Below are 21,014 nucleotides of genomic sequence, written 5' to 3' on the forward strand. Positions count from 1 at the left end.
AAGTGGTATACTTCTTGTTGTTCTACAATCCTGTTCATCGTGCAACCTCCTCAGCGACTCGACCGAAAACCCTACGGCCGAGTTCTTCGGGGATTGAAGCAGCTTCATGTGCCAAGACGAGTGGAATCAGTCCATCTTTGTGCTGAACCGTCCGAAGCCTCTCTAGTAGGCTGACTGCGCGAGCTAACTCCGTGTAAGCATCCACATTTTGCACAATCTCACCCTTCTTCTCACCCAGTCGGCCCCCTTGATATCGGCGTGGAATAAGAAACGGAAGACAATGTCCAGTTCCATTGCCCTTCCCCGATTTGTAAAGGAAGTTCTTCCCGTAGTACGTCTTTTTGGCGTAATCCTTCGTCCGATCGCCAGCGATAACGTGCTCATAGATATCATCGTTCGAGAAAGGCAATACCGTCGGTCCAGTTAGGTAATCTCGAACCTCCTGGGCATACGCTGCGAAGTCGCCTGTTTTGTGTATGCCCATATATACGAGAGGTTCACGATTAGTGTCCCGAAGAAATCTCTGAAACTGAGATAGTTTATTATGGAGGGGCTGGTGAATCCACGCTGCGGTGTCGAATTGGGCCAATGGGCCATCCTTGATGAAAGCCGTTGTTTCCAGCTGCTCAGGATTCTTGTTCCAGATGCTATCAGCTGCTCCAAGAAGTACCATATGTTCAATGAGTCCCATCAACACGTTCAAAGCGGCCTCATTAGACTGTGACCCCGCCACCCGCTCATGGACCCTGAGTGGATCTGTTGGGTAGATGTTGGCCCCGCATTTGGGACAGGTATCGGGTTTTGTTGAGTTAATAAACTGCTGCCCGTAGGTACAGTCCTGTGCAGGACATTGTTCTAGCCGAATGCGACCGTGGGTGACAAGTCGATTGGCACGGTCCAGAAGGTCATAGTAAATATCGAACAACGATTGCCCGAATACCTCCTTTTGCTGAAAATTCTGAAACGTCATCAATCTCCAGCTTTCGTGCACTGTTGGCGCGTTGTATCTGGTGTTCGTGCTCGGTAGCGCCATCCGGACATGATGTTCCTCTCCGAGATTTCGGACCTTCGACGGGGTCACGTAAGCTTGTCGCGCCTGCTCATCAATAGTGGTCAAATCGAGTTCGACAAGGGCGATATCAATGACGCCGATTCGCTTGTCGAACCGAGGATCGCCGACGGGAACCTCGACTCGAGAACCGTCTAGTCCGTATACACTAACGAAAGGAGGTCCGAGATCTTCAGCACCGGGCAAATCACGAACCGGTACCGAGTCGAAGGCGTTCGCCTCCTTAGGCGATGGTGGATTATATTTGAATTCCCCGATATCCTCAATGAGTGTTTCATCCTTGATACTCTCCACATGACCGATGCTGTTGGGAACCTGTGTTGGGTAAGGCATGATCAGTCTCTATCCGCGGGCCGGGAAACGATAAACTCACCATCCTTCTTCACTCCGAACTGGGTGTTATTCCTCACCCACTCAGTGTCGAACATCGAGACCTTGATCGGAACAATATGTTCGCCGGAATATGTCTTAGCGCGAGCATAGCCAACAGTCTCCACATTACGAATTGATTCAGCGAAATCCTCAAAGTTGTAGTACTTACTCAACTCGTTTGTTTCGCGTTTGCTATTGATATGAGTTACAATCCAGTTTGCTGTATTCGCACGAACTCGTGCATCAACACTGGTTACCTCCTGCGTAGAATAGGCCATTCCAATCTCAAATTTTGCTCCCTCTTTGGCGAGCGTAACAAACGGATTCATACTTTCGTTCTCCCTGTACTCCTCAAAATGCTGATGGGCTTCTTCCAGGTATACCTGAATCTTCGGTAACTCCTCATCAGGTTCAGCATCTCGAAACCGCTCCATTGATTCATCAAGAAGTTTTCCTACGATACGTTCCTTCTCAGACGTGACTACCTTCTCCAAACCATTGGAAATGTCGACGATAACCATCTCACCATCTGCGAGCAGGTCGTAGATCTCTTGTGCCACGTCCTCATCCCGATCGGGGTTGTGGTATTTCCGGAGATCTGTTAGCTTCTGGTAACCACTCTGACTTCCAGAAACCCGCAACATCTCAAGGACATTATCCAGTTCATCATCAATCCAATCTCCATCACCCGAATGTGCATCATTAATTTCATCTGTGTTGTGAGCAACTGCCTCCCAAAAATCGACTAATGTATTGGTTCCTTGATAATACCCGAGCGGAACGCCATGATATTCATTCTTCTCATGATTTTCCCTCGCGTGACTGTTAATTTCATCAAGAACGTCATCGTTTACAGAGATGTACTCAGTGGCGTCACTCCCCTCCGGATAAGCCTCCTCTCCTATTGCCTTGGAAATGACAGCTATATATGCACTTAACCGCCATTCATGCCGATTCCGGTCACCACCCTCCAATTCTTCGATTTCGGAAGGACTCTTGATTTCTGTTGATAGAAAACGACCTATATAGTCCGCATTTTCTCCGAGCAGTTCTCGCCGCACATACTCTTTCACAACATCCAGATTGGACCGAGATAGGAGATTTGTCCGAAGCGGACGGAACCGATCGGATTCCTCTTCAGCTGCAAATTTGTATACCGTCGAAATCTTCCCCGATTCATCATATAGTTCCCCAAGAGCACATTCTCTATCCTGGTCGTTTGTATAAGCGTATTCGCCACTGGGATCAAAAATGAGTTGACCTATCCCAGAATCATGGTTTTCTATGGCCCCTGCGATAATTTTCATCGTATTTGATTTCCCCTTCCGAGTCATTCCGAACACAGCAGTTTTGGCACCAATAAATTCATCAACATCAAAATACATGCCAACATCATCATGATCCCCCCAGATATCCGTCGTTGTATAGCGGACATTCCCTAGTTTTACAGGATTGTTGTCGGCGGTTGTCGGATAGCTCGCTATCCACTGGAGTGCGTCATCTTTGGGTTTATAGACAACATAGTGACCGGCTGAGAAGAAGGTCTGAACATCACTTGTCAGAGTCAGTTCCTCTTCACCATCTTTATTCGTTGTTTGATGAAAGGTACCGAGAATCTTCGTTTGAACACCCGAGTATTGCATCTCACGTCGAGTGAGTACGTCAACGAAGTCCTCAGGGGACGGCGTTCCACCTCCATCACCAGTGATTGCCTCCCGCATCGCATCAAAACGATTTGTGCGAAGTCGTCCTTCTTGAGGGATATCGGCTGGCTCTGTGACTCGTAGTAGAAGAGCATGAGTTGATCCCGTATCTGATGGGTCGGGGCGCTCAAATTGCGTTGGCTCCTCTGGAAGACGATGGGCGTTTTGAACGTCTTCTTCTGCTACAATCTCATCTCCCTCAAGAAGAGGACGTGCGATGAGCAGCGTATGTTTGGGGAGACCACCGGCATCCTGTGTCCACTTGTCGTTCGTTAGAATATTGCATTTTTCGTACCCTGTAGAAAATACACCACCGACGTGGTCTGCATCTTGAAGCAGCTGATCAATAGACATCTCAGTGCGTGAAGGAAGGCTAAAACCACTGCCGGAACTCATTGCTTTTGGAAAAGGAACCTACCCACTAATTTCTTCCCGTTCAAGTCTCCAATCAGCTAAGCCAATAAATCGATAGACAGCTGTCGACTTCCTTCAGACCCAAGGAACGTTGATACTATCTGACGCTGGCAATGGTTGTTGATGTGCCGACAGGATTAGACAGCGGTCGAGTTTGCTCATTGCCTTTTCCTCCTTCGCGTCCTTGCTGTACTCGTATCGTAGCTGATTTGTCATGGCATAGTTCCGTGTGTCAAGGTCGTACTCGTCGTTGAGAACACGCCGCGGGATTAAGTCTGTATGTTCAACCGCCTCTTCGGCGAATAACTGCGCTGTGTTAAAATACTCTGTGCGATTTGCCAATACCTTACGGACATCCCCGACAACAATGACCGCATAACCGTCGTCTGTTAATACCCGTTCGATCTCCATAAGAGTGCCTCGGACAAACTCCTTGTACTTACGTTCGCTCTCTGTGATTGTCAATTCCTCTCGCTCAGATTCTCGGTCGGCATCAAGCCACCAGAGTCGGAGCCAATTATTCCAGGAATAATCCAATACACGCATGTACGGTGGTGAAGTCAGCAAGAGGTCAACACTGCCATCCGGGAAAGGCAAATCCCTGCAATCAGATTTTTCTATCCAAGTGGATACATCGTCAGGGAGGGCATCCAGTTCCTCTGATACCAGTTCTTGCTTTGTCATCGCCGATGTACGTATCTCTCGATTTGGCCGTTCGAGATCGTGTTTCTCAGCGTAATCTCGAACATAATCGACCGAACCAGAGAATGTGTCCCGGGTGGAGAGGGAAAGGAACATCTCAGAAGGACCGTGCAGTACGCCCGAGATTATGGCATTCAAATAATTTGCCTCGCCGGTTTCTTCGTCACGAAGTACCTCTCTCACGGCAAGTAGCTGCTTTAGGGTATAATCGGAGAAGAACACTGGTGGCCGATCATCATTAAGAAGTTCAAGTGGTGAGTCAATTGTCTCAGCCTTTTTTAATACATGATCGATATAATCCTCGAATTCCGGAGTCGACATAGGATTGCACTTCGCCTGCGTGAGTGTACTTGCATACTCAAATGCATCACTTCCCCACCCGTCACGGTCGTTAAGAATTGCTTCCAATGGAACAGTACCGCCCCCGGCGAAAGGATCACACACTACATCGCTTGGATCCGAGAACCTCTTAATAAAATAGTGGGCCAGTGCAGGCGGAAAACCACCAATATATGGCGCAATCGTATGAAGTGGATTACCCCACCCCCGGGGTGCATTTCGCCAGGAGACTGGCAGATCTGAGACGTTAGTCCAGGGGACATATAGTCGAGCTTCCCAGGTTAGGGGCAGCTCCTCACCGTGACGGTCAACTGCACCGATATCCGCAAGTTGGCTTAATCTCCGCCAGGCAGTCGATTGGGCACAGCCGACTTTTGTGGCCACCTCTCCAGTAGTCAAAGATCCTTCTTCAGCCTTGAGAGCCTGCATAAATGCTTCATTCTCGTATTCCCGGCCATTCCGCTCACTTGGCGAGGTTCGTTCAATACTCATAATCGTACGAGAGCGTACTTCTTCATGCCAGGATTTCCTCGACACCATTGAAAAACATTGGCCTTAGAAGTAACTAGTGAGATCTCGTGGCCGGTTGCTAATTCGTAGAATTGACTTTGAAACACCTGCCCTTCCGATGCGGCCGGTTCACTGGGACAAATCCGCGGGGCGACAGACCCCTACATGAACCCCGACAGCCCAGTCTGCTCCTGCCCGCTCTCGACTTCTTCCCACGACACGTCCAGGGCCTCCAGGATCCGCTCGATCGGGCCCTTGAGCGTCTTGTCGAGCATCTTCTCCCAGTCGATTTCGAACTCCTCGGGGAGTTGGTCGGCGTACTCGATGCAGATGACGCCGTCCCCGGCCTCCACGTCCCGCTTGAACTGGAGGTACATGTCGTCCTCCTGCGGGTTGAACCCGCGCTGGTTCTCCAGTCGGCGGAAGAACTCGGGGTGGACGTCCTCGAGGTAGAGCCGCTTGGGTTTGCTCCCCCGATCGAAGTTCGTGCCGAGCATGAGATTCGCGTACTTCGCGCCGCGGACCTGCGCGGTGTCCGTGTCGTAGTTGTCGAGGCGCTTGCCGATGCCGCCGGGGATGCCGACCTCGACGGGGTCCACGTCGCCGTTCTTGAATCGATCGATCGTCTCGTGGACGTAATCGGTCACCGTATCGATCGGCTCCCCGCGCACGATCATGTCGATCACTTCCAGCTGGACCTCCTTCGTGATCGGCGCGATGTCCGAGCGCTGGTACTCGAAGCCCGTGATGTCCACGTCGTCGACTTCCTTACCCTCCTTCCAGACGATGTGGCCGGCGTAGCGCTTCTTCTTCCCCGCCTGGAAGAATCGTCGGTAGAGCTTCTCGAACTCGATCTGGAAGCGGTGCTCCTCGGCGTTCAGCTCTTCGAGCGCGAACTCGTCGTAGGCGCCGTTGATGTGCTCCTCGATCTCGAAGGACTGCTCGATGGCCTCCTCCGTGGAGACGTCACCGCCCAGTTCCAGCATCACCGAGTCGGTGTCCCCGTAGACGACCTGGTGGCCGATGTCGTTGGCCGCCTCCTCAGTGAACTCGATGACCTCGCGGCCGGTCGCTGTGACGGCAGCGCCCATCTCCTTGTCGTAGAGGCGGAAGCGCTCCCAGCCCAGCACGCCGTACAGCGAGTTCATGATGACCTTCACGGCGGCCTGCTGGCGGTCGAACCGGTCGTAGTCCGCCGAGTCGGGATCGTGCTCGTTCCGGGCCGCCTTCTTCGACTCCCGCTCGCTCAGCAGCTCGTCGACCATCTCGCGGATGATGCCGTCCGGCTCCTTCTGGAAGTGGGTCCCGTTGGGCGCGACGAACGTCTCGCCGTCGTAGTTCGCCGGATCGACCTTCGTCTCCGGCGACGCGTTCGTCGTCACCATGCACATCGGGTAGAGGCTCTTCAGGTCGAGGACGCTCACCATCTCGCGGACGCCCGTGATCGGATCGAAGACCGCGCCGCCCTCGTAGTCCTCGCTCTCCTGCTGGCCCTTCGAGGGCAGCACGAACTCGCCGTTGACCTTGTGGAGGACGTACATGTCGACGGCGTCACCGGGCGTCGTCGCGTCCTCGAGTTTGCAGCCGACGAACGTGCGGACCTCGTCCCAGAACGCGATCACGTCCTGCTTGCGGTCGAGTTCGACGCACAGCTCCACGTCGCGGACGTTGTACTCGAGCAGCCGCTCGGGGTCCTGTTCCCAGAGGTCGCCGAGGTCGCCGGTGTAGCGCTCCTTGCCGACGCCCAGCTCCTCCTCCGCGACCGCGTCCAGTCGATAGGAATCCAGTTCCGAGAACTGCGTGCGCTGGTAGGCGTAGAGCAGGTCGAAGACGACGCGGCCCTTGACGTCCGGCGCGCCCCAGTTCGAACGCCAGACCTCGTCGACGCGGGAGAGTCGCTCGATCGAGAGGTCCTCGTCGACGTCGGGCCAGCTACCGACCTCCTCCAGCCGGTCGAGGACGTAGGGCATGTCGAAGTCGTCGAAGTTCCACCCGGTCATCACGTCCGGGTCGGTCTCCTCGACGTACGTGAGGTACGCGTCGAGCATCGCTGCTTCGCTCTCGAAGGTGCGGACTTCGACCGCTGCGTCGTCGGTGATGGGGTCGTAGTCGAGGTCGCCGACGTCGCCGCCCCACTCGGCGTCCTCGCCGGGGAAGACCCAGCCGACGTACTCGTCGCGAACGGAGTCGTGGGTCGTGAGACAGACGATCGGCTCCTCGCCGTCCTCCGGGAACCCGCTCCGATCGTCGACCTCGATGTCCAGCGTGTGGACCCGGGGCTCGGCGAGGACGTCGACTGGCTCCACCTCCTCGTGGTGGATCGTGATCGGCGCGTTCACGCCGTCTGAATTGCCGCCGTCGCTCGCGCCAGCGCCGCCTCCCGTTGTGCTCGCACCACCGTCCTCCCTGCGAGCGGGGACGCGAATGCCGCTCTCGACCCCGTGGTCGATGAGGAATCGGTTGGGGAACAGCACGTCGGCCTCGTAGTGGTCGAACTCGTCGCGGACCTGCCCCACGTCCCGTGGCGTCCGACCGTAGATCTTCAGGAGGTCGTCACCGCGAATGGATTCGAATCCTCCCTCCTCGTAGTCGACGATCCCGTCGTAGGTCGCGAGCTCGTTGGGGTCGACCGAGTCCACCGGGACGTAGAAGTACGGCTGAAAGCCGCGGACCCGGACGTGCTCGCGCTCGCCATCGGCGGTTCGCCCGAAGACGTGGACGATCGGCGTCTCGTCGCTCCCGCTGCCCTCGATGGTGTAGTCGACCTGCATCACCCGGAGGTCGACCGTCCCCTGGGCGTCGGGGAGCGTCTCGACCATCGGGTCCACGACGTCTCCGCTCGCACCGTCGTCCGCACCGGCGACGTACTCCGCCTCGGCCTCGGGCCGTGCGTCCTCGCCCGAATCGGCCCAGGACGAGAGGTCCTGCTGGCCCGCGTCAGTCATGGTCAGTGCGTAGGTGAGCCCCGACAAAAACCTCGGGGTTCCGACGCGGAGGTGGGTCGCGACGAGCCGACGGTGCCACCGCCCTGTGGCCCGTTCTCCCCCCGGTCGTTCGTTGGTTCCGTCGCGGATCTTTATACCGTTCCTGGACGAATCGACCGGCTATGCAGGCAGTCCGCTACCACGAGCACGGCGACGCGTCGGTGTTACAGGTCGACGAGGTTTCGGATCCGAGTCCCGACGCCGACGAGGTGGTCCTGTCGGTGGCCGCAGCCGGCGTGAACCCGGTTGACACGTACTTCCGGGAGGGGTCCTACGAACCGTTCACGCTGCCGATGATCCCGGGCGTCGACGCTGCCGGCGTCGTCGAGTCGGTTGGCGACGACGTCGATGGCTTCGACGTCGGCGATCGCGCGATCGCGACGGGGCTCGGAAGCGCCCACCTCGGTGGCTACGCTGAACGGGTCGCCGTGCCGACCGATCGCGTCGCGCACCTCTCCGACGGCGTCGACCTGGTCGAGGCCGGAGCAGCGGGCGTCGCCGCCGTCACCGCCTGGCGCGCCCTCATCGACCACGCCGGACTCCAGCCGACCGAGCACTGCCTGATCCACGGCGGGAGTGGTGGCGTCGGACACGCCGCCGTGCAGATCGCCAAGGCGGCCGGCGCGACGGTCGTCACGACCGCGGCGCCCCGGTACCACGCTCGGCTCGAGTCCCTGGGCTCCGACGTCGTCCTCGACTACGATCGAACGGACCTCGCGGACGCCGTACGCGATGCGAGCGACGGCGGCGTCGACGTCACGCTCGACCACCGGCTGGACGACTACCTGCAGTTCGACGCCGACGTCGCCGCGCACGAGGGACGCGTCGTCGGCATCGGAGAGAACGACCCGGTCGTCGGCTTCGAGAACGACAGTCCGGCCCGGGGCAAGGACCTCCGCTTCCAGTTCATGAGCATGTTCAACACGCCACGGCTGGCGGAGCCACTGGAACGCGTCGCCACCCTGCTCGACGACGGTGCGCTCTCGGTCGAGGTCGAACAGACGTACTCACTCGAGAATGCCGCGGCTGCCCAGACCTCGGTGATGACCGACTCGTTCCTGGGGAAACTCGCGATCACGCCCTGATCGGCCGATCCAGGGCGAGACGGCCACCCTGGCCGCTCTGCACCGATAGTTCTCGTTCTGGAGAGCGAGATTATCGGTCGGCTCACCGACGCGTCTCACGCGTGATAATCGAATCGCAAGCGGGCGTCGGGCCACAACCCATATATGGCCGGAGTGGTCGAACGGCCCGAAGGGTTAAGAACCGCCCGAGGGCGTGGCGATAAGGGCTTTATTCGGTTCCCTCTTCTTCGGTGGTAGGTGACGACGATGCCAGAAACCCCGCCGTCCGACGGCACCGAGGTCGAGCCCGAGGAGCGGCCGCCGGAGGAGACCGTCGACTTCGTCGAAACGTACGAGACCGACGACGGGATCGTGTTCTACGACGTCGACAATCCGCTCGCGTGGCTCGAGTCCGATCAGGTTGTGCCCCTGGACGAGACACTGTAAGCCCTCGGTGCCGGCGATCGCCGTCGCCTTCCTGCCATGGTGACCCCAGGCCTTGGTCACCCTCTGACCCGTACTGCCACAACGTGTGGCTTATTTCGCGTGCTGTCCTACGTCCACTGTGTTCGGAGAGGAGCCCGAAGCAGAGCGAGAGGCCGTTCCGGACGAGCCATTTCGCGACGACGAGGAGCCCGAGGATCCGGGTGCGATCGAAGCAGAGCCGGAATTCGACGTTCGTACCGGTGAGGACCTCGTCGACGACCTCCCCTCCGGCGCCGAGGTCCCCGCCGACGTCCGGAAGGTCTTCTGGTCCTCCGTGTTGCTCCTCAAGGTGGCACTCGTCTCGCTCACGCTCGCGGCCCTGTTGGCGTACTTCCGTGGCCAACTTTTGCTGGCCGCCGGACTCGCGGTGCTCGGCCTCCTGGCCGGGACGCGAACCGTGCTGAAGGTCCGATCGTACACCGAGTAGCGGGTCCCCCAGCCGAAACTGCTTCCCGGCACCCACGCCACGAACAGGTATGAACACGGTCGAGGACGAGTCCGGACGACGCTTCCTCCTGGTCAAGCGGTCCGCAGATTCCTGGCTCGTTCGCGATCCCTCGACGGGAGCGGAGTCCTATCGCGACGCCGCCGAGCTAACGATAGTCGAGGACGCCTCGGCACTCGAGACGGCGAGTGAAGGCATCGATCCAGCCGTCCGCCGGTTGCTCACCGCCGTCCACAGCGAACGAATCCTCGGTCTCGTCGTCACGATCGTCGATCGCGACGCAGTCGCTGTCCGCGAATTGCTCGATACCACTACGCTCTGTGAATCGGACCTCCACGGCGCGATCGCCGAACTCGTCGCCGCTGGCCTGCTCGCCGAGACGACCGTCGCCGGCGAGCGAGGCTACGAGGCGACGGAACTGGCGGCGAGTGCAGTCGAACAGCTTCGATCGGAAGAGTAGCCCCGATCGGGGGAGTGGCGCCGATCGAGACCGTCGATCGCAGCGGTTGCGCCGATCGGGGGTAGCCGATCCGCGGACGGCTCAGTCGTCCAGCGCCGCGAGGTCGAGCGGGCCACGATCGACCGTCGCGCGGTTCGTGCTCGGATCCTTCCGGACCCGGACGTGAGCGTCCGCCGCGTCGAGGAGTTCGTCGTCGTGGCTGACGACCAGGATCTGCTCCACGCCGAGATCGGTCATCGCGTTGATCAGCTCCACGAGCTTGCCGACGTGGCCCGAGTCGAGGAACACCGTCGGTTCGTCGAGGATCAGCGGCGGCATCGGTGCCGAGCCCTCGATCCCCTCCGCGAGCAGCCGATAGATCGCACACCGGAGGCTGAGGTTGAACAGCGCTCGCTCGCCCCCGGAGAGCTGCGTCGGCGCGAGCGGTTCGCCGTCGCGCTGGTAGACGGTGAGTTCGTAGTCGCCGGAGAGTTCGATGCGGTCGTAGGCGTCGTTGCGATAGACGAGCTCGAACGTCTCGTTGAGCAGCCGTTCGAGGTGGGCGACGTTGCGCTGACGAAGTTCGGCACGGAGGTCGCCGTAAGTCGCCTCCAGCTCCTCGGCCTCGGCCTTGAGCGATTCGAGGGCGTCGCGTTCCTCCGCGAGGGACTCGTGGCGCTCGCGGAGGGACTCGAGTTCGTCGATCTCGGCCTTCACGCGGCCGATCTGGTTCTGTAGCTCGTCGCGGCGCTCCAGCTTCGCCTCGAGTTCCTCGGTCGCGTCCTCGAGGTAGGACTCGGCGCGTTGCTTGTCCTCGCGGGCCTCCTCGATTCTGTCCTCGTCGTAGGCGTCCTCGATCTCGGCGACGCGCTCGCGACGCTCGCGGAGCGTCTCACGACGTTCCTCGTTCTGTTCGGCGAGGAGTTCCCGGCGTTCGCGGAGCGAGTCCATCTCGTCGGCGAGGTCGGCGAGTTCCTCGATGGCCTCGAGGAGGGCGTCGAGTCGTTCCTCGCGGTCCCGAAGTGACTGCCGTTCCTGGTTGAGTTCGGCGATCGCCTGCCGCTCGTCGTCGACGGCCTCGCGTTTGGCCTCGGCAGTCTCCCGGGCCGCTTGGGCGTCCGCCTCCAGTTGCTCCGCGTCCTCCCGCAGCGTCTCCACGCGCGCTCGCTTGTCCTCGATCGTCGTCTCGCGTTCGGAGAGGAGTTCGGTCACCGAATCGCGGCGCTCCTCGAGGCGATCGATCTCCTCGGCGGCGTCGACGAGTTCCTCCGCCCGTTCGAGCCGCTCGGCGAGCGTCTCGCGACGCTCGTCCAGTTCCTCGATCTCCTCCTCGATCGCTTCGCGCCGCTCGCGATCCTCGCCGAGTGCGTCGACGTGCGGGGAATCCTCGACGGGTTGGCCGCACTCGGGACACTTGCCTTCCTCGAGGAGTTCCTCGCCGCGTTCGATGCGGTCGACGACCGCCTCGCGATCGGCGCGGCGGTCAGCGAGTTGGTCCTCGACGTCGCCGATGGCGCCCTCGATCTCGGCAGCGTGTTCCTCGGCCCCCGCTTGCTCGACCGGTGCGTCCTCGAAGCGCGCACGCAAATCGCCGAGTTGCTCCTCGAGGTCCTCGACGCTCTCCCGGCGCTCGGCCAGGGTCGCCTCGTCGTCCTCGATCTCTGCCTCGAGTTCCGCGGCCTGCTCGCGTTTGGCCTCGGCCTCGGCTTCGCACTCATCGGCGTCCGCTTCGGCGTCCTCGGCGTCGCTGGAGAGCTCCTGGATCGCGAGGCGCTGTCCCTCGAGTTCGTCACGCAGTTCGTCGTCGCGGGCTTCGACCGCCGTCAGCGCCCCTTCCACAGCCTCGGCCTCCGCCTCGTCGACCTCGCTCTCGGCGAGCAGTTCGTCCCGGCGCTCAGAGAGTTCCTCGCGTCGATTCCGGCACTCCGAGAGCCGTTCCTGAAGTTCGTCGCGTGTCTCTTCAGTCCCAGCGATCTGCTCTTCCTTCTCCTCGATTCCCTCGCGCAGCTCCGCGAGCTCCTCGCGCTTCTCCGCGAACTCCTCGAGCACCGATGCCGCGTCGGCCTTCGTCTCCTCGGCCTGCTCGATCTGGGCTTCGACGTGGTCGATCTCGTCTTCGACCTCGCCGAGGTCGGTCTCCAGTTCGTTCAACTGGGCGTGGAGGTCGGCGTCCTCTTTCTCCTCGATCTGCTCCTCGATCCCCGAGACCTCGCCGCGAACCTCACCCAGAGCGTCCTCCACGGCGAGCCTGGCGTCGCCAGCCCGATCGCGGTACTCTTCGAGTGCTCCGAGTTGGAGCAGTTCGTCGATGGTGTCCTGGCGCTCGCTCGGCGTCGCGTGGATGAGTTTGTTGACCTCGCCCTGCCGGACGTAGGCGCAGTTGACGAACGCCTCGGCGTCCATCCTGAGCAGGTCGGCGATCGACGCCCGGACGTCGCGAGCACCCTCGATCGTGTGCTCGGGCGTCTCCAGTACACACTTCGCTGTGGTCGCACGCTCGCCTGTCGCTCGGACGCGGCGTTCGATCCGGTACTCGGCGCCGTCGTGGGCAAACCAGACCTCGACCTCGGCGTCGTCGGCGCCGGTCGAGACGAAGTCCTCGAGCGTCTCGTCGAGCGCTCGGGCGCCGTAGAGCGCGAAGAACGCGCCCTCTAGCAGCGTCGTCTTGCCGCTTCCGTTCGGCCCGTGGACGACGGTGACGCCGGACTCGAGGTCGACGTCGGCCTCGCCGTAGCACCGGACGTTCTCGAGGCGGACGCGCTGGATCCTCATGCAGACACCTCCGCGCTCACAGGTACTCCTCCATAGATGCCTGACTCTCCTTCTCCGCGGGGGCGTCGTCGCTCGATTCGCTGGTTCCGTCAGGCGAGGCGCCGGGATCGTCTGTTGTGCCGGCATCGTCCGACGACGTGCTGGGCCCGTCCGTGGTGTCGGGATCGTCCGCGAGCATATCGGGATCAGCCGTGGACGTCCCGGGATCCGCACTCGATCGACCGGAATCGACGTCCTGCGTCGCGGTATCGGCAGCCGATGGGGCCGTATCCGACTCGGAAGCAGCCCCGTCGTCGACTGATTCCGACCCGGATTCGTCACCGTCCTCGGCGACGGGCGATGTGGGCCGATCCTCCTCTGGCACTGGTTCGAACGCTTCCAGCCCCGCCTCGCGGTGCTCGGCAACGCGTCGTCGTGCGGACCCGCGGACGTTCGAGTCTGCGATGGAGCCGTCGCGAACGACTCGATCCAGATCGCGCGCCGCGGAACTCAACCCCATCTCGCGGACACGCTGGCGGACGGCCTCGTCGGGATCCGCGAAGGAGACCTCGAGGTCGTCGTCCTCGGCGGTCTCGACGTCCCTGCGATCGTTCACTCGGGCGACGATCGCGCCCTGCTCGCTGGCGAGTTCCTCGATCGGGCCAGGTGCGATCGGTTCGCCCTCGCCCTCGACGGTGACGATCGTCACGGCGTCCTCGTGGTCGTGCTCGCGAACGCGCTCGCGGACGACCTCGGCACCCTCGCCGTCGGCGAGTTCCACGTCGACGAAGACGAACTCCCGCGTCTCGAGCGTTCGGCGAGTGATCCGGAGGCCGCCGTCGTCGACCGTGACGACGTTGTAGCCCCGATCTGCCCGCTCGCTCGCGCTCGCCCGCTCCGTCGACCCGGGATAGGTCACCCAGGTGTCGCCGACCTGCTGCTTTCCGGGAATGTGGTTGTCCCCGAGCAGCATGGCGTCGAAGTCGACCGTCGCCGCGTCGAGGACGTGCTCGGTGTCCCACTCCGCGGGGTCGAACGGGCCGAAAAGGCCGTGAGCGACGAGTGCCGATCGTGCCGCGTCGTGGCCGTCGAACTCGTACCCCAGCTCGTCGCGTTCGCTCTCGGGCACGTGATCGAGGCCGTAGAGCGCGAGGTCGTCGCCCTCCTCGCCGACGACGCGGGGCTCGTCGTCGAGGCGCTCGGCGAGATCGAGATCAGCGAAGAGGTCGAGCCACTGTCCCGAGCGCTTTGCCTCGTGGTTGCCGACGATCGCGAGAAACGGAATCCCGGCGGCGCGCAGTTCGCGGAGTGCGGCGACGACGCCCTGGAGGTCCTGGAGGTCGGGCCGCCGGTCGTGGAAGAGGTCGCCCGCGTGGACGACGGCGTCGACGTCGTCGGCGATGGCGTCCTCGACGACCGACTCGAAGCCCCGGAGGAAGTCCCGACGGCGGCGGGGATCGTGGTACTGCTGGTAGCCGACGTGGGTGTCCCCGGTGTGGAGGACTCTGGTCACACCCGAGTACTGCCAGCCCGCTCCCTTAGCAGTTCCGCGAGCGCGGCGAAAGTGAACCTCGCTCTGCCGGGGCTCCAGCCCTCGGCGAGCCACTCAAACCAGCGGTTCGACGATTTCGCGGCCCGCCGCGAGCAACCCGTCGATGCGGTCGTCGGACTCCGCTTCCGCGTAGATCCGGAGCTTCGGTTCCGTCCCGCTCGGCCGGACGAGCACCCAGGTGCCGTCGGCGAGCATGCACTTCACGCCGTCGGCAGGATTGACCGACTCGACTGCAGCGCCAGCGACGGCGTCGGGCAGTTCGTCTTCGAGCGCCGCCATCACCGGCTCCTTCCGGTCGTCGGGGCAGACGACGCTCACGCGGTCCTGCCGGAGGTTGCCGTAGGCAGATCGAAGCCGCTCGATCCGATCCTGCAGCGGCTCCTCGGCGTGTGCCGCCGCCGCGAGCACTGCCGCGAGCGTGCCGTCCTTCTCCCGGACGTGCCCACGAATCGAGAGCCCGCCGCTCTCCTCGCCGCCGATCAGCGCATCGTCCTCTGCCATCGCCTGCGCGACCCACTTGAATCCGACCGGCGTCTCGGCGATCGCCTCGTCGTGGTCCTCGGCGATCCGATCGATCAGGCTCGACGTCGAGACCGTCCGGACCGCCGGTCCCGTATCGGACTGCAGGAGGAACTCGTAGAGCGCCGCGAGCAACTCGTTGGCGTCGAGGAAGCCGGCCTCGGTCACGATCGCGACGCGGTCGGCGTCGCCGTCGTTGGCAATTCCGAGGTCGACCTCCCCGGCTTCGACCATCTCGGCCAGTTCCTCGAGCATCTCCGGTTCGGGATTGGGCTCCCCGCCACCGAAGGTCGGATCCCGGGTACAGCGCAGGCGGAAGACGTCCGCCCCGGCGCGTTCGAGCGCGTCGTCGGTCACGCCGCGACCGCTCCCGTGAATCGCGTCGTAGGCGACCGTCAGACCGTCGAGGTCGGGCGCGAGGAGGTCGAGCACCGCGCCGATCTGGGACTCGATCAGGTCCACCTCGCGGATCTCGCCCTGTGCGCCCTCGTTCGAAGGTTCGGGCTCGCGAAGCCCGGCTTCGATCCGCTCGGTGACGGCCGGCAGCGCCGGAGCGCCGTCGTGCGGGATGAACTTCACGCCGCTGTACTCCGGCGGGTTGTGCGAGGCCGTCACGACGAACCCGCCGGCAGCGTCGCGCTGGACGATGGCGAGCGCGACCGCTGGCGTTGGGCAGTCCCGGTCCGCGAGCAACACGTCGTGCCCACCGGCCGCGAGCACGCGAGCGATCTCCTCGGCTCGCTCGCGAGCACCGTCCCGGGCGTCGTACCCGATCACGATCTGCTCGCCGTCGAGTCCGTCCTCGGCCAGCAGGTCCACCACCGACTGGGCGATGGCGTGGAGTCGCTCGGGCGTCACGAGGTCGGAATGGGCACGCCACCCGTCGGTCCCGAACGAGATTTCGTCCATACCCGACAGGTCGATGGCCCGCGGCAAAAAGCTTCGTCAGACCAGCTTCCGGCGGTCCATACGCAACGCTGTCGATCGAGTTCGCCGGTCAGTCCGCCACCGCACCTTCGACGCCGAGGTCCGCCGTGGGATCCTGAATCCAGAGGTCGCCGAACAGTTCGTCTTGCTGAAGTCTGACCTCGCTTCGATTCGCGAGGAAGAGGATGGCGAGGAAGGTGTGGACGCGCGATCCCCCCGAATCCTCGACTTCCCGGAAGAGCACCTCCGGCCGCCCGGCGTCGTAGTGCTCGGTGAGTTCGGCCCGGACGGTGTCGATAATCTCCTCGATGTCTTCGCCGTGCGTCCGCTCCGTCACCTCCGCCGCAGTCGGCTCGCCTTCCATGCGGCGGTCGTCGTTCATGTGGTAGTCGACCGTCTGGGTGCCGCGGTCGAAGCCCGCCGGCGAGCCACTGGTGTCGTACTCGCGGCCCTCCTTCCACCAGGACCCGCGCTCGGCCTCCCGGAGTTCTCTGACGAGTTCGTCGAGCGTCTCCGGGGTGCCACGGACGTGCTTGCGCTGGAGCCGACGGTCCATCTCCGCTTCGAGCGAGTCGATCGGGTCGAACGCCGGCGGTGCGTCCTCTGGCGATTCCATCGGAGCGTCCCAGGGGTCCTCGGCCTGCTCCTCGGCCGCGTCGGGTTCGAGCAGGACGTCGCTCTTCATCCGCACCAGCACGGAGGCGTAGAACAAGGCCCGGCCGGACTCGCGGAGACTGCCCTCCTCGAGCGCGGCGAGGAACTCCTCGGTCACGTCGACGACGTCGACGTCCCACGGATCGATCTCCCCGTCCTTCGCCAGCTGGACGAGGAGTTCGATCGGCTCGACTTCCTCGTCATCGTCGTCCGCGTCGACGCTGTCGGCGTCGTCCTCGCCGTCTCCGGTATCGCCGATACCCGCCTCCTCAGCCAGGTCGTCGGCGATGAGGTCCTCTGCCTCGACGGGCCCAGCCGATGCGTTCGGCGTGCCGGTCTCCAGCGTCGCAGCACCGCCGTTGGCCGCAACGTCCTCCTCGTCGATCGCGTCGGGTTCGTCTTCGTCCGCTCCGGGCGGCGTCCGCTCCTCGTGACCGGCGATGTCCAGCGGAACGTCGTCGGACTCGTCCTCGGCCGACTGCGCCGCCTCCCCGGGAGTCCCGTCAGTCATCGGCGGGCACCCCCTCGTTCGCGAGGTCGATGCCCGTCACTGCGCTCACGTTGTCGTCCTGCATCGTCACCCCGATAGCGCGCTCGGAGCGCTCGAGCATCGCGGAGCGGTGGGAGACGACGACGAACTGCGCGTCGCCGGCGAGTTCGTCGACCATCTCGCCGACGCGCTCGGCGTTGGCGGCGTCGAGGAAGGCGTCGATCTCGTCGAGTGCGTAGAACGGCGCGGGGTCGAACCGCTGGATCGCGAAGATGAAGGAGAGCGCGGTGAGGGACTTCTCGCCGCCGCTCATCGCCTCGAGGCGCGCGACCGGCTTGTCCGCGGGCTCGGCCTTCATCGTCATGCCGCCCTCGAAGGGGTCCTCCTCGTCTTCGAGGACGAGTTCCCCAGTCCCGTTCGAGAGGCGCTCGAAGATGCGCTGGAAGTGCCCGTCGATGGCCTCGAATGCTTCCATGAACGCGTCCTTCTTCTGGCTCTCGTAGGACTCGATGCGGTCGGTGATGCCTTCGCGTTCCTCGACGAGCGTGTCTTTGCGCTCCTGGAGGTCCTCGAGGTCGGCCTCGACGGCGTCGTAGTCCTCGATCGCCTTCATGTTCACCGGTTCGAGGCTCGCCATCTCGGATTCGAGTTCGCCGATCCGACGCCGGACTTCGTCGTGGTCTGGGACGTCTTCGGGGTCGTACGCGTCGACCTCGGCCTCCAGTTCCTCGATCTCCGCGTCGAGGGTGCTCGCACGCTCGCGTTGTTCGTCGAGTTCCGTGCGCGCGGCCTGGAGTTCGGATTTCAGTTCGTCGCGAGCGTCGACGGCCTCCTGGAGCGTGTCGCGAAGCTCCGTACGATCCTCCTTGAGGTCGGAAAGCTCCTCTTCGAGCGCGAGGATCTCCTTGCGGGTCTCCTCGAGTTCGGCCTCGTGCTCCTCGATCTGGTCTTCGAACTCGGCGATCTCGTCCTGCTGGTCGGCCTTCGTCGCCTGGGCCTGCTCGATTTCGTCGTTGAGGTCGTCGATGGCGTCCTCGGCGTAGCCCTTCTCGAGTTCGTACTCGTTGCGGCGGGCGTCGAGGGCGTCCATGCGGTCCTCGAGGTCGGCGATCTCGCCCTCGATCTCCTCGGCTTCGGCGGTCAGTTCCGGGACCTCCGAGTCCGCCAGTTCGCTCTCGATCTCCTCGATCTCTTCGTCGAGGTCGGCGATCTGGCCGTCGACCTCGTCGATCGACTCCTCCAGTTCGTTCATCTCCTGGTCGACGGCCTCGCGCTGGTCCTCTAGCTCCGCGACGCGCTCCTCCTGGGCCTCGATCTCCTCGCGAACGTCGGCCATCTCGTCCTCGACGCGGTCGACGTCGGCCTGGAGCGACTGGACCTCCTCCGTGGCGTCGGAGCGGCGATCCCGGGCGCTGTCGATGCGCTCCTCGAGGTCGCGGATCTCGGATTTCAGTTCGCTCCGGCGCTCCTGGAGGTCGTTGATCTCCTCGGCGACTCGCTCGAGTTTGCCCTTCCCGGTCTTGGTGAAGGAGTAGCGGGAGCCACTCGTCGAACCGCCGGTCATCGCGCCGGACTTCTCGACGAGGTCGCCGTCGAGCGTGACCATCCGGAACCGGCCCATGTAGTGGCGAGCCGTCTCCATGTCCTCGACGACGAGCGTGTCCCCGAGCACGTAGGAGAAGATCCCCTCGTACTCCCCGCCGAAGTCGACGAGGTTGTACGCGAAGTCGACGACGCCGGGGTCGTCGGGCGCGCTCGGCAGCCCACGCTTGTCCATCTCCGTCAGCGGCAGGAAGGTGGCGCGCCCCGCGTTCTGGGCCTTCAGGTACTCGATGCACTCCTCGCCGACGCCGTCGTCGTTGACCACGACGTTCGCGAGACGGCCACCTGCAGCGGTCTCACAGGCCGTCGCGTACCGATCCTCGACACTACCGAGCTGGGCGACCGTGCCGTGGACGCCCGGCTTGTCGGCGTTCAGGATCGTGGAGACTGCGCGGCCGTAGGAGGAATCGCCGTTGTCACCGGCCTGGGCCTCGAGCTGCGCGTACTCCTGTTGTTTCGCCTGGATCTCGTCGTCGAGAGCGTCGAGTTCCTCCTGTTGCTCGCGTTTCTCCGCCTGCAGGTCGTCGACGACCTCGGCGATGTTCTCGCGGTTGGCCTCGGCCTTGCGCAGCTCCGATTCGAGGTCGTCGCGCTCGGCTTCGAGTTCGGGCAACTGCTCCTCGAGGGATTCGCGCTCTGCCTTCGCCTCGTCGATCTCGCTGGAGCGACGACGGGCCTGGTCGAGGAGTCGATCCTGTTCGCGCTGGAGCTCGTTCTTCTCGCTGCGGAGCTCCTCCCGGTCCTGCTTGTGGGTCTGGAGCTCGTCCTTCAGCGCCTCGAACTCGGTGTCGACGGCGTCGATCTTCGCCTCGACGTCCTCGAGGGCCTCCTGGCGCTCCTCCAGTTCCGACTTGACCGAGGACTGCTCGACCTTCGTCTCGCGGATCTGGCGTTCGAGTTCGTCGATCTCCTCGTTCTTCCGGTCGAGTTTGACGAACGCGTCCTTCCGGCGGGCCTCGGCCTCCTCGATCCGTTCTTCCGCGAGTTCGATCTTGTCCTCGAGGCGTGCGATGGAGTTCTGGATCGCGTCGACCTCGCGTTTGAGCTCCATCTGCTCGTCCTCGCCCTTGCGCTCGATCTCGGCGTTCAGATCCTCGAGATCCTCCTGCAGCCGCGTGACGCGCCCCTGGCGCTCGTCGAGATCGGATTTCAGCTCCTCGAGGTCGGCCTCGCCGGCCTCGATCTCGTCCGCCAGTTCCTCGCGTTCCTCGCGCTTCTCCTCGAGTTCGGCGGCCTTGAGGTAGCCCTCGTACTCTTTCTTCTCCTCACGGAGGTCGCGATACTCGAGGGCGGTCTCACGCTCGTCGGCTAGCTGGTCGAGGCGTTCTTGCTTCTCCTCGATCCGGAGTTCGGCTTCGTCGATGCGCTCCTGGACGACCTCGAGTTCCTCCAGGGCGTCGGCCTTCTTCGCGTCGAACTCCGCGACGCCGGCAATCTCGTCGATGATCTCCCGGCGCTCGCCCGACGTCATGTTGATGATCCCCGTAACGTCGCCCTGCATCACGACGTTGTACCCCTCCGGGGTGACGCCGGCCTGGGCGAGCAGGTCCTGGATGTCCGAGAGGTTGACCGAACGGTCGTTGAGGTAGTAGTACGAGTAGTAGTTGTCCTCGGTTTCCTTGACGCGTCGGCGAATACGGATCTGCTCGACGTCGCCGACTTTCTCCGTCCCGGCGGCGTTGACGACCTGCGCCCTGGAGAGCTTGCCGTCGCCGTTGTCGAGAACGACCTCGACGGTGGCCTCCTTCGGGCCGGGGGAGTCAGCACCTGCCTCGTGGCCCGGATTATAGATGAGATCCGTCAGTTTCCGGGCACGGATACCTCTGGTCCGTGCGAGGCCGAGCGAGAAGAGAACGGCGTCGATAATGTTGGATTTGCCAGATCCGTTGGGCCCGGAGATGGTCGTGAAGTCCTCGTAGAGCGGGATACGGGTCTTCCGTCCGAAGCTCTTGAAGTTCTCGAGGACGATTTCCTGGATGTGCATGCCTTCTG

Annotated in this window: 13 protein-coding genes; 4 read left to right on the forward strand and 9 right to left on the reverse strand. The window is 62.5% G+C overall.

Translation table 11 applies throughout. The annotated features are described in order from the left end of the window. Positions 1-34: 34 nt before the first annotated feature. The 4 genes from L593_RS15205 to L593_RS02205 all read right to left on the reverse strand — a co-directional run bounded on the left by L593_RS15205 (position 35) and on the right by L593_RS02205 (position 8,054). On the reverse strand, positions 35-1,402 hold the full coding sequence (locus L593_RS15205) for a hypothetical protein (RefSeq protein ID WP_081638625.1): 1,368 nt from the start codon (positions 1,400-1,402) through the stop codon (positions 35-37). A 2-nt stretch (positions 1,403-1,404) separates the two neighbouring features. Next, a complete protein-coding gene (locus L593_RS02195) occupies positions 1,405-3,540 on the reverse strand; it encodes a helicase HerA domain-containing protein (protein ID WP_049893784.1) in 2,136 nt (711 codons plus the stop codon). 93 nt (positions 3,541-3,633) lie between these two features. Continuing rightward, the gene (locus tag L593_RS15210) at positions 3,634-5,091 is read right to left on the reverse strand and encodes a DNA methyltransferase (protein WP_187292632.1); all 1,458 of its coding nucleotides are present in this window, start codon (positions 5,089-5,091) and stop codon (positions 3,634-3,636) included. A gap of 179 nt (positions 5,092-5,270) precedes the next feature. Further along, complete coding sequence (locus tag L593_RS02205; RefSeq protein WP_020445284.1) at positions 5,271-8,054, reverse strand: DNA-directed DNA polymerase; 2,784 nt, start codon at positions 8,052-8,054, stop codon at positions 5,271-5,273. Between the two features lie 161 nt (positions 8,055-8,215). Between L593_RS02205 and L593_RS02210 the strand changes: the two genes are divergently transcribed. The 4 genes from L593_RS02210 (at position 8,216) to L593_RS02225 (ending at position 10,548) form a co-directional block, all read left to right on the forward strand. After that, positions 8,216-9,178, forward strand: coding sequence for an NADPH:quinone reductase (locus L593_RS02210; RefSeq protein WP_020445285.1), 963 nt, complete (start codon positions 8,216-8,218; stop codon positions 9,176-9,178). A gap of 246 nt (positions 9,179-9,424) precedes the next feature. Further along, a complete protein-coding gene (locus tag L593_RS02215; RefSeq protein WP_201764643.1) occupies positions 9,425-9,604 on the forward strand; it encodes a hypothetical protein in 180 nt (59 codons plus the stop codon). Positions 9,605-9,722: 118 nt separating this feature from the next. Beyond that, positions 9,723-10,070 carry a hypothetical protein gene (locus tag L593_RS02220; protein WP_020445287.1) on the forward strand — a complete coding sequence of 116 codons (348 nt, stop codon included), beginning with the start codon at positions 9,723-9,725 and terminating at the stop codon, positions 10,068-10,070. 49 nt (positions 10,071-10,119) lie between these two features. Then, positions 10,120-10,548 carry a hypothetical protein gene (locus L593_RS02225; protein WP_020445288.1) on the forward strand — a complete coding sequence of 143 codons (429 nt, stop codon included), beginning with the start codon at positions 10,120-10,122 and terminating at the stop codon, positions 10,546-10,548. Positions 10,549-10,629: 81 nt separating this feature from the next. On the opposite strand, the gene rad50 is transcribed toward L593_RS02225, so the two are convergent. From rad50 to smc, 5 genes are all read right to left on the reverse strand, one after another. After that, entirely contained in the window at positions 10,630-13,299 is a 2,670-nt protein-coding gene (rad50, locus tag L593_RS02230) for a DNA double-strand break repair ATPase Rad50 (RefSeq protein WP_020445289.1), read from the reverse strand. 16 nt (positions 13,300-13,315) lie between these two features. After that, on the reverse strand, positions 13,316-14,791 hold the full coding sequence (gene mre11, locus L593_RS02235) for a DNA double-strand break repair protein Mre11 (protein ID WP_020445290.1): 1,476 nt from the start codon (positions 14,789-14,791) through the stop codon (positions 13,316-13,318). Between the two features lie 93 nt (positions 14,792-14,884). Then, entirely contained in the window at positions 14,885-16,258 is a 1,374-nt protein-coding gene (locus L593_RS02240; protein WP_020445291.1) for a phosphomannomutase, read from the reverse strand. Between the two features lie 88 nt (positions 16,259-16,346). Beyond that, positions 16,347-17,441, reverse strand: a complete 1,095-nt coding sequence (locus L593_RS02245; protein ID WP_020445292.1) for a ScpA family protein — start codon at positions 17,439-17,441, stop codon at positions 16,347-16,349. Then, positions 17,434-21,006 (reverse strand): chromosome segregation protein SMC, encoded by a 3,573-nt coding sequence (gene smc / locus L593_RS02250; protein ID WP_020445293.1) that lies wholly within the window; start codon positions 21,004-21,006, stop codon positions 17,434-17,436. Before smc ends, L593_RS02245 begins: the two co-directional genes overlap by 8 nt. Between the last annotated feature and the right edge of the window lie 8 nt (positions 21,007-21,014).

This window comes from Salinarchaeum sp. Harcht-Bsk1 (assembly GCF_000403645.1).
In the GTDB taxonomy this organism is placed as follows: domain Archaea; phylum Halobacteriota; class Halobacteria; order Halobacteriales; family Salinarchaeaceae; genus Salinarchaeum.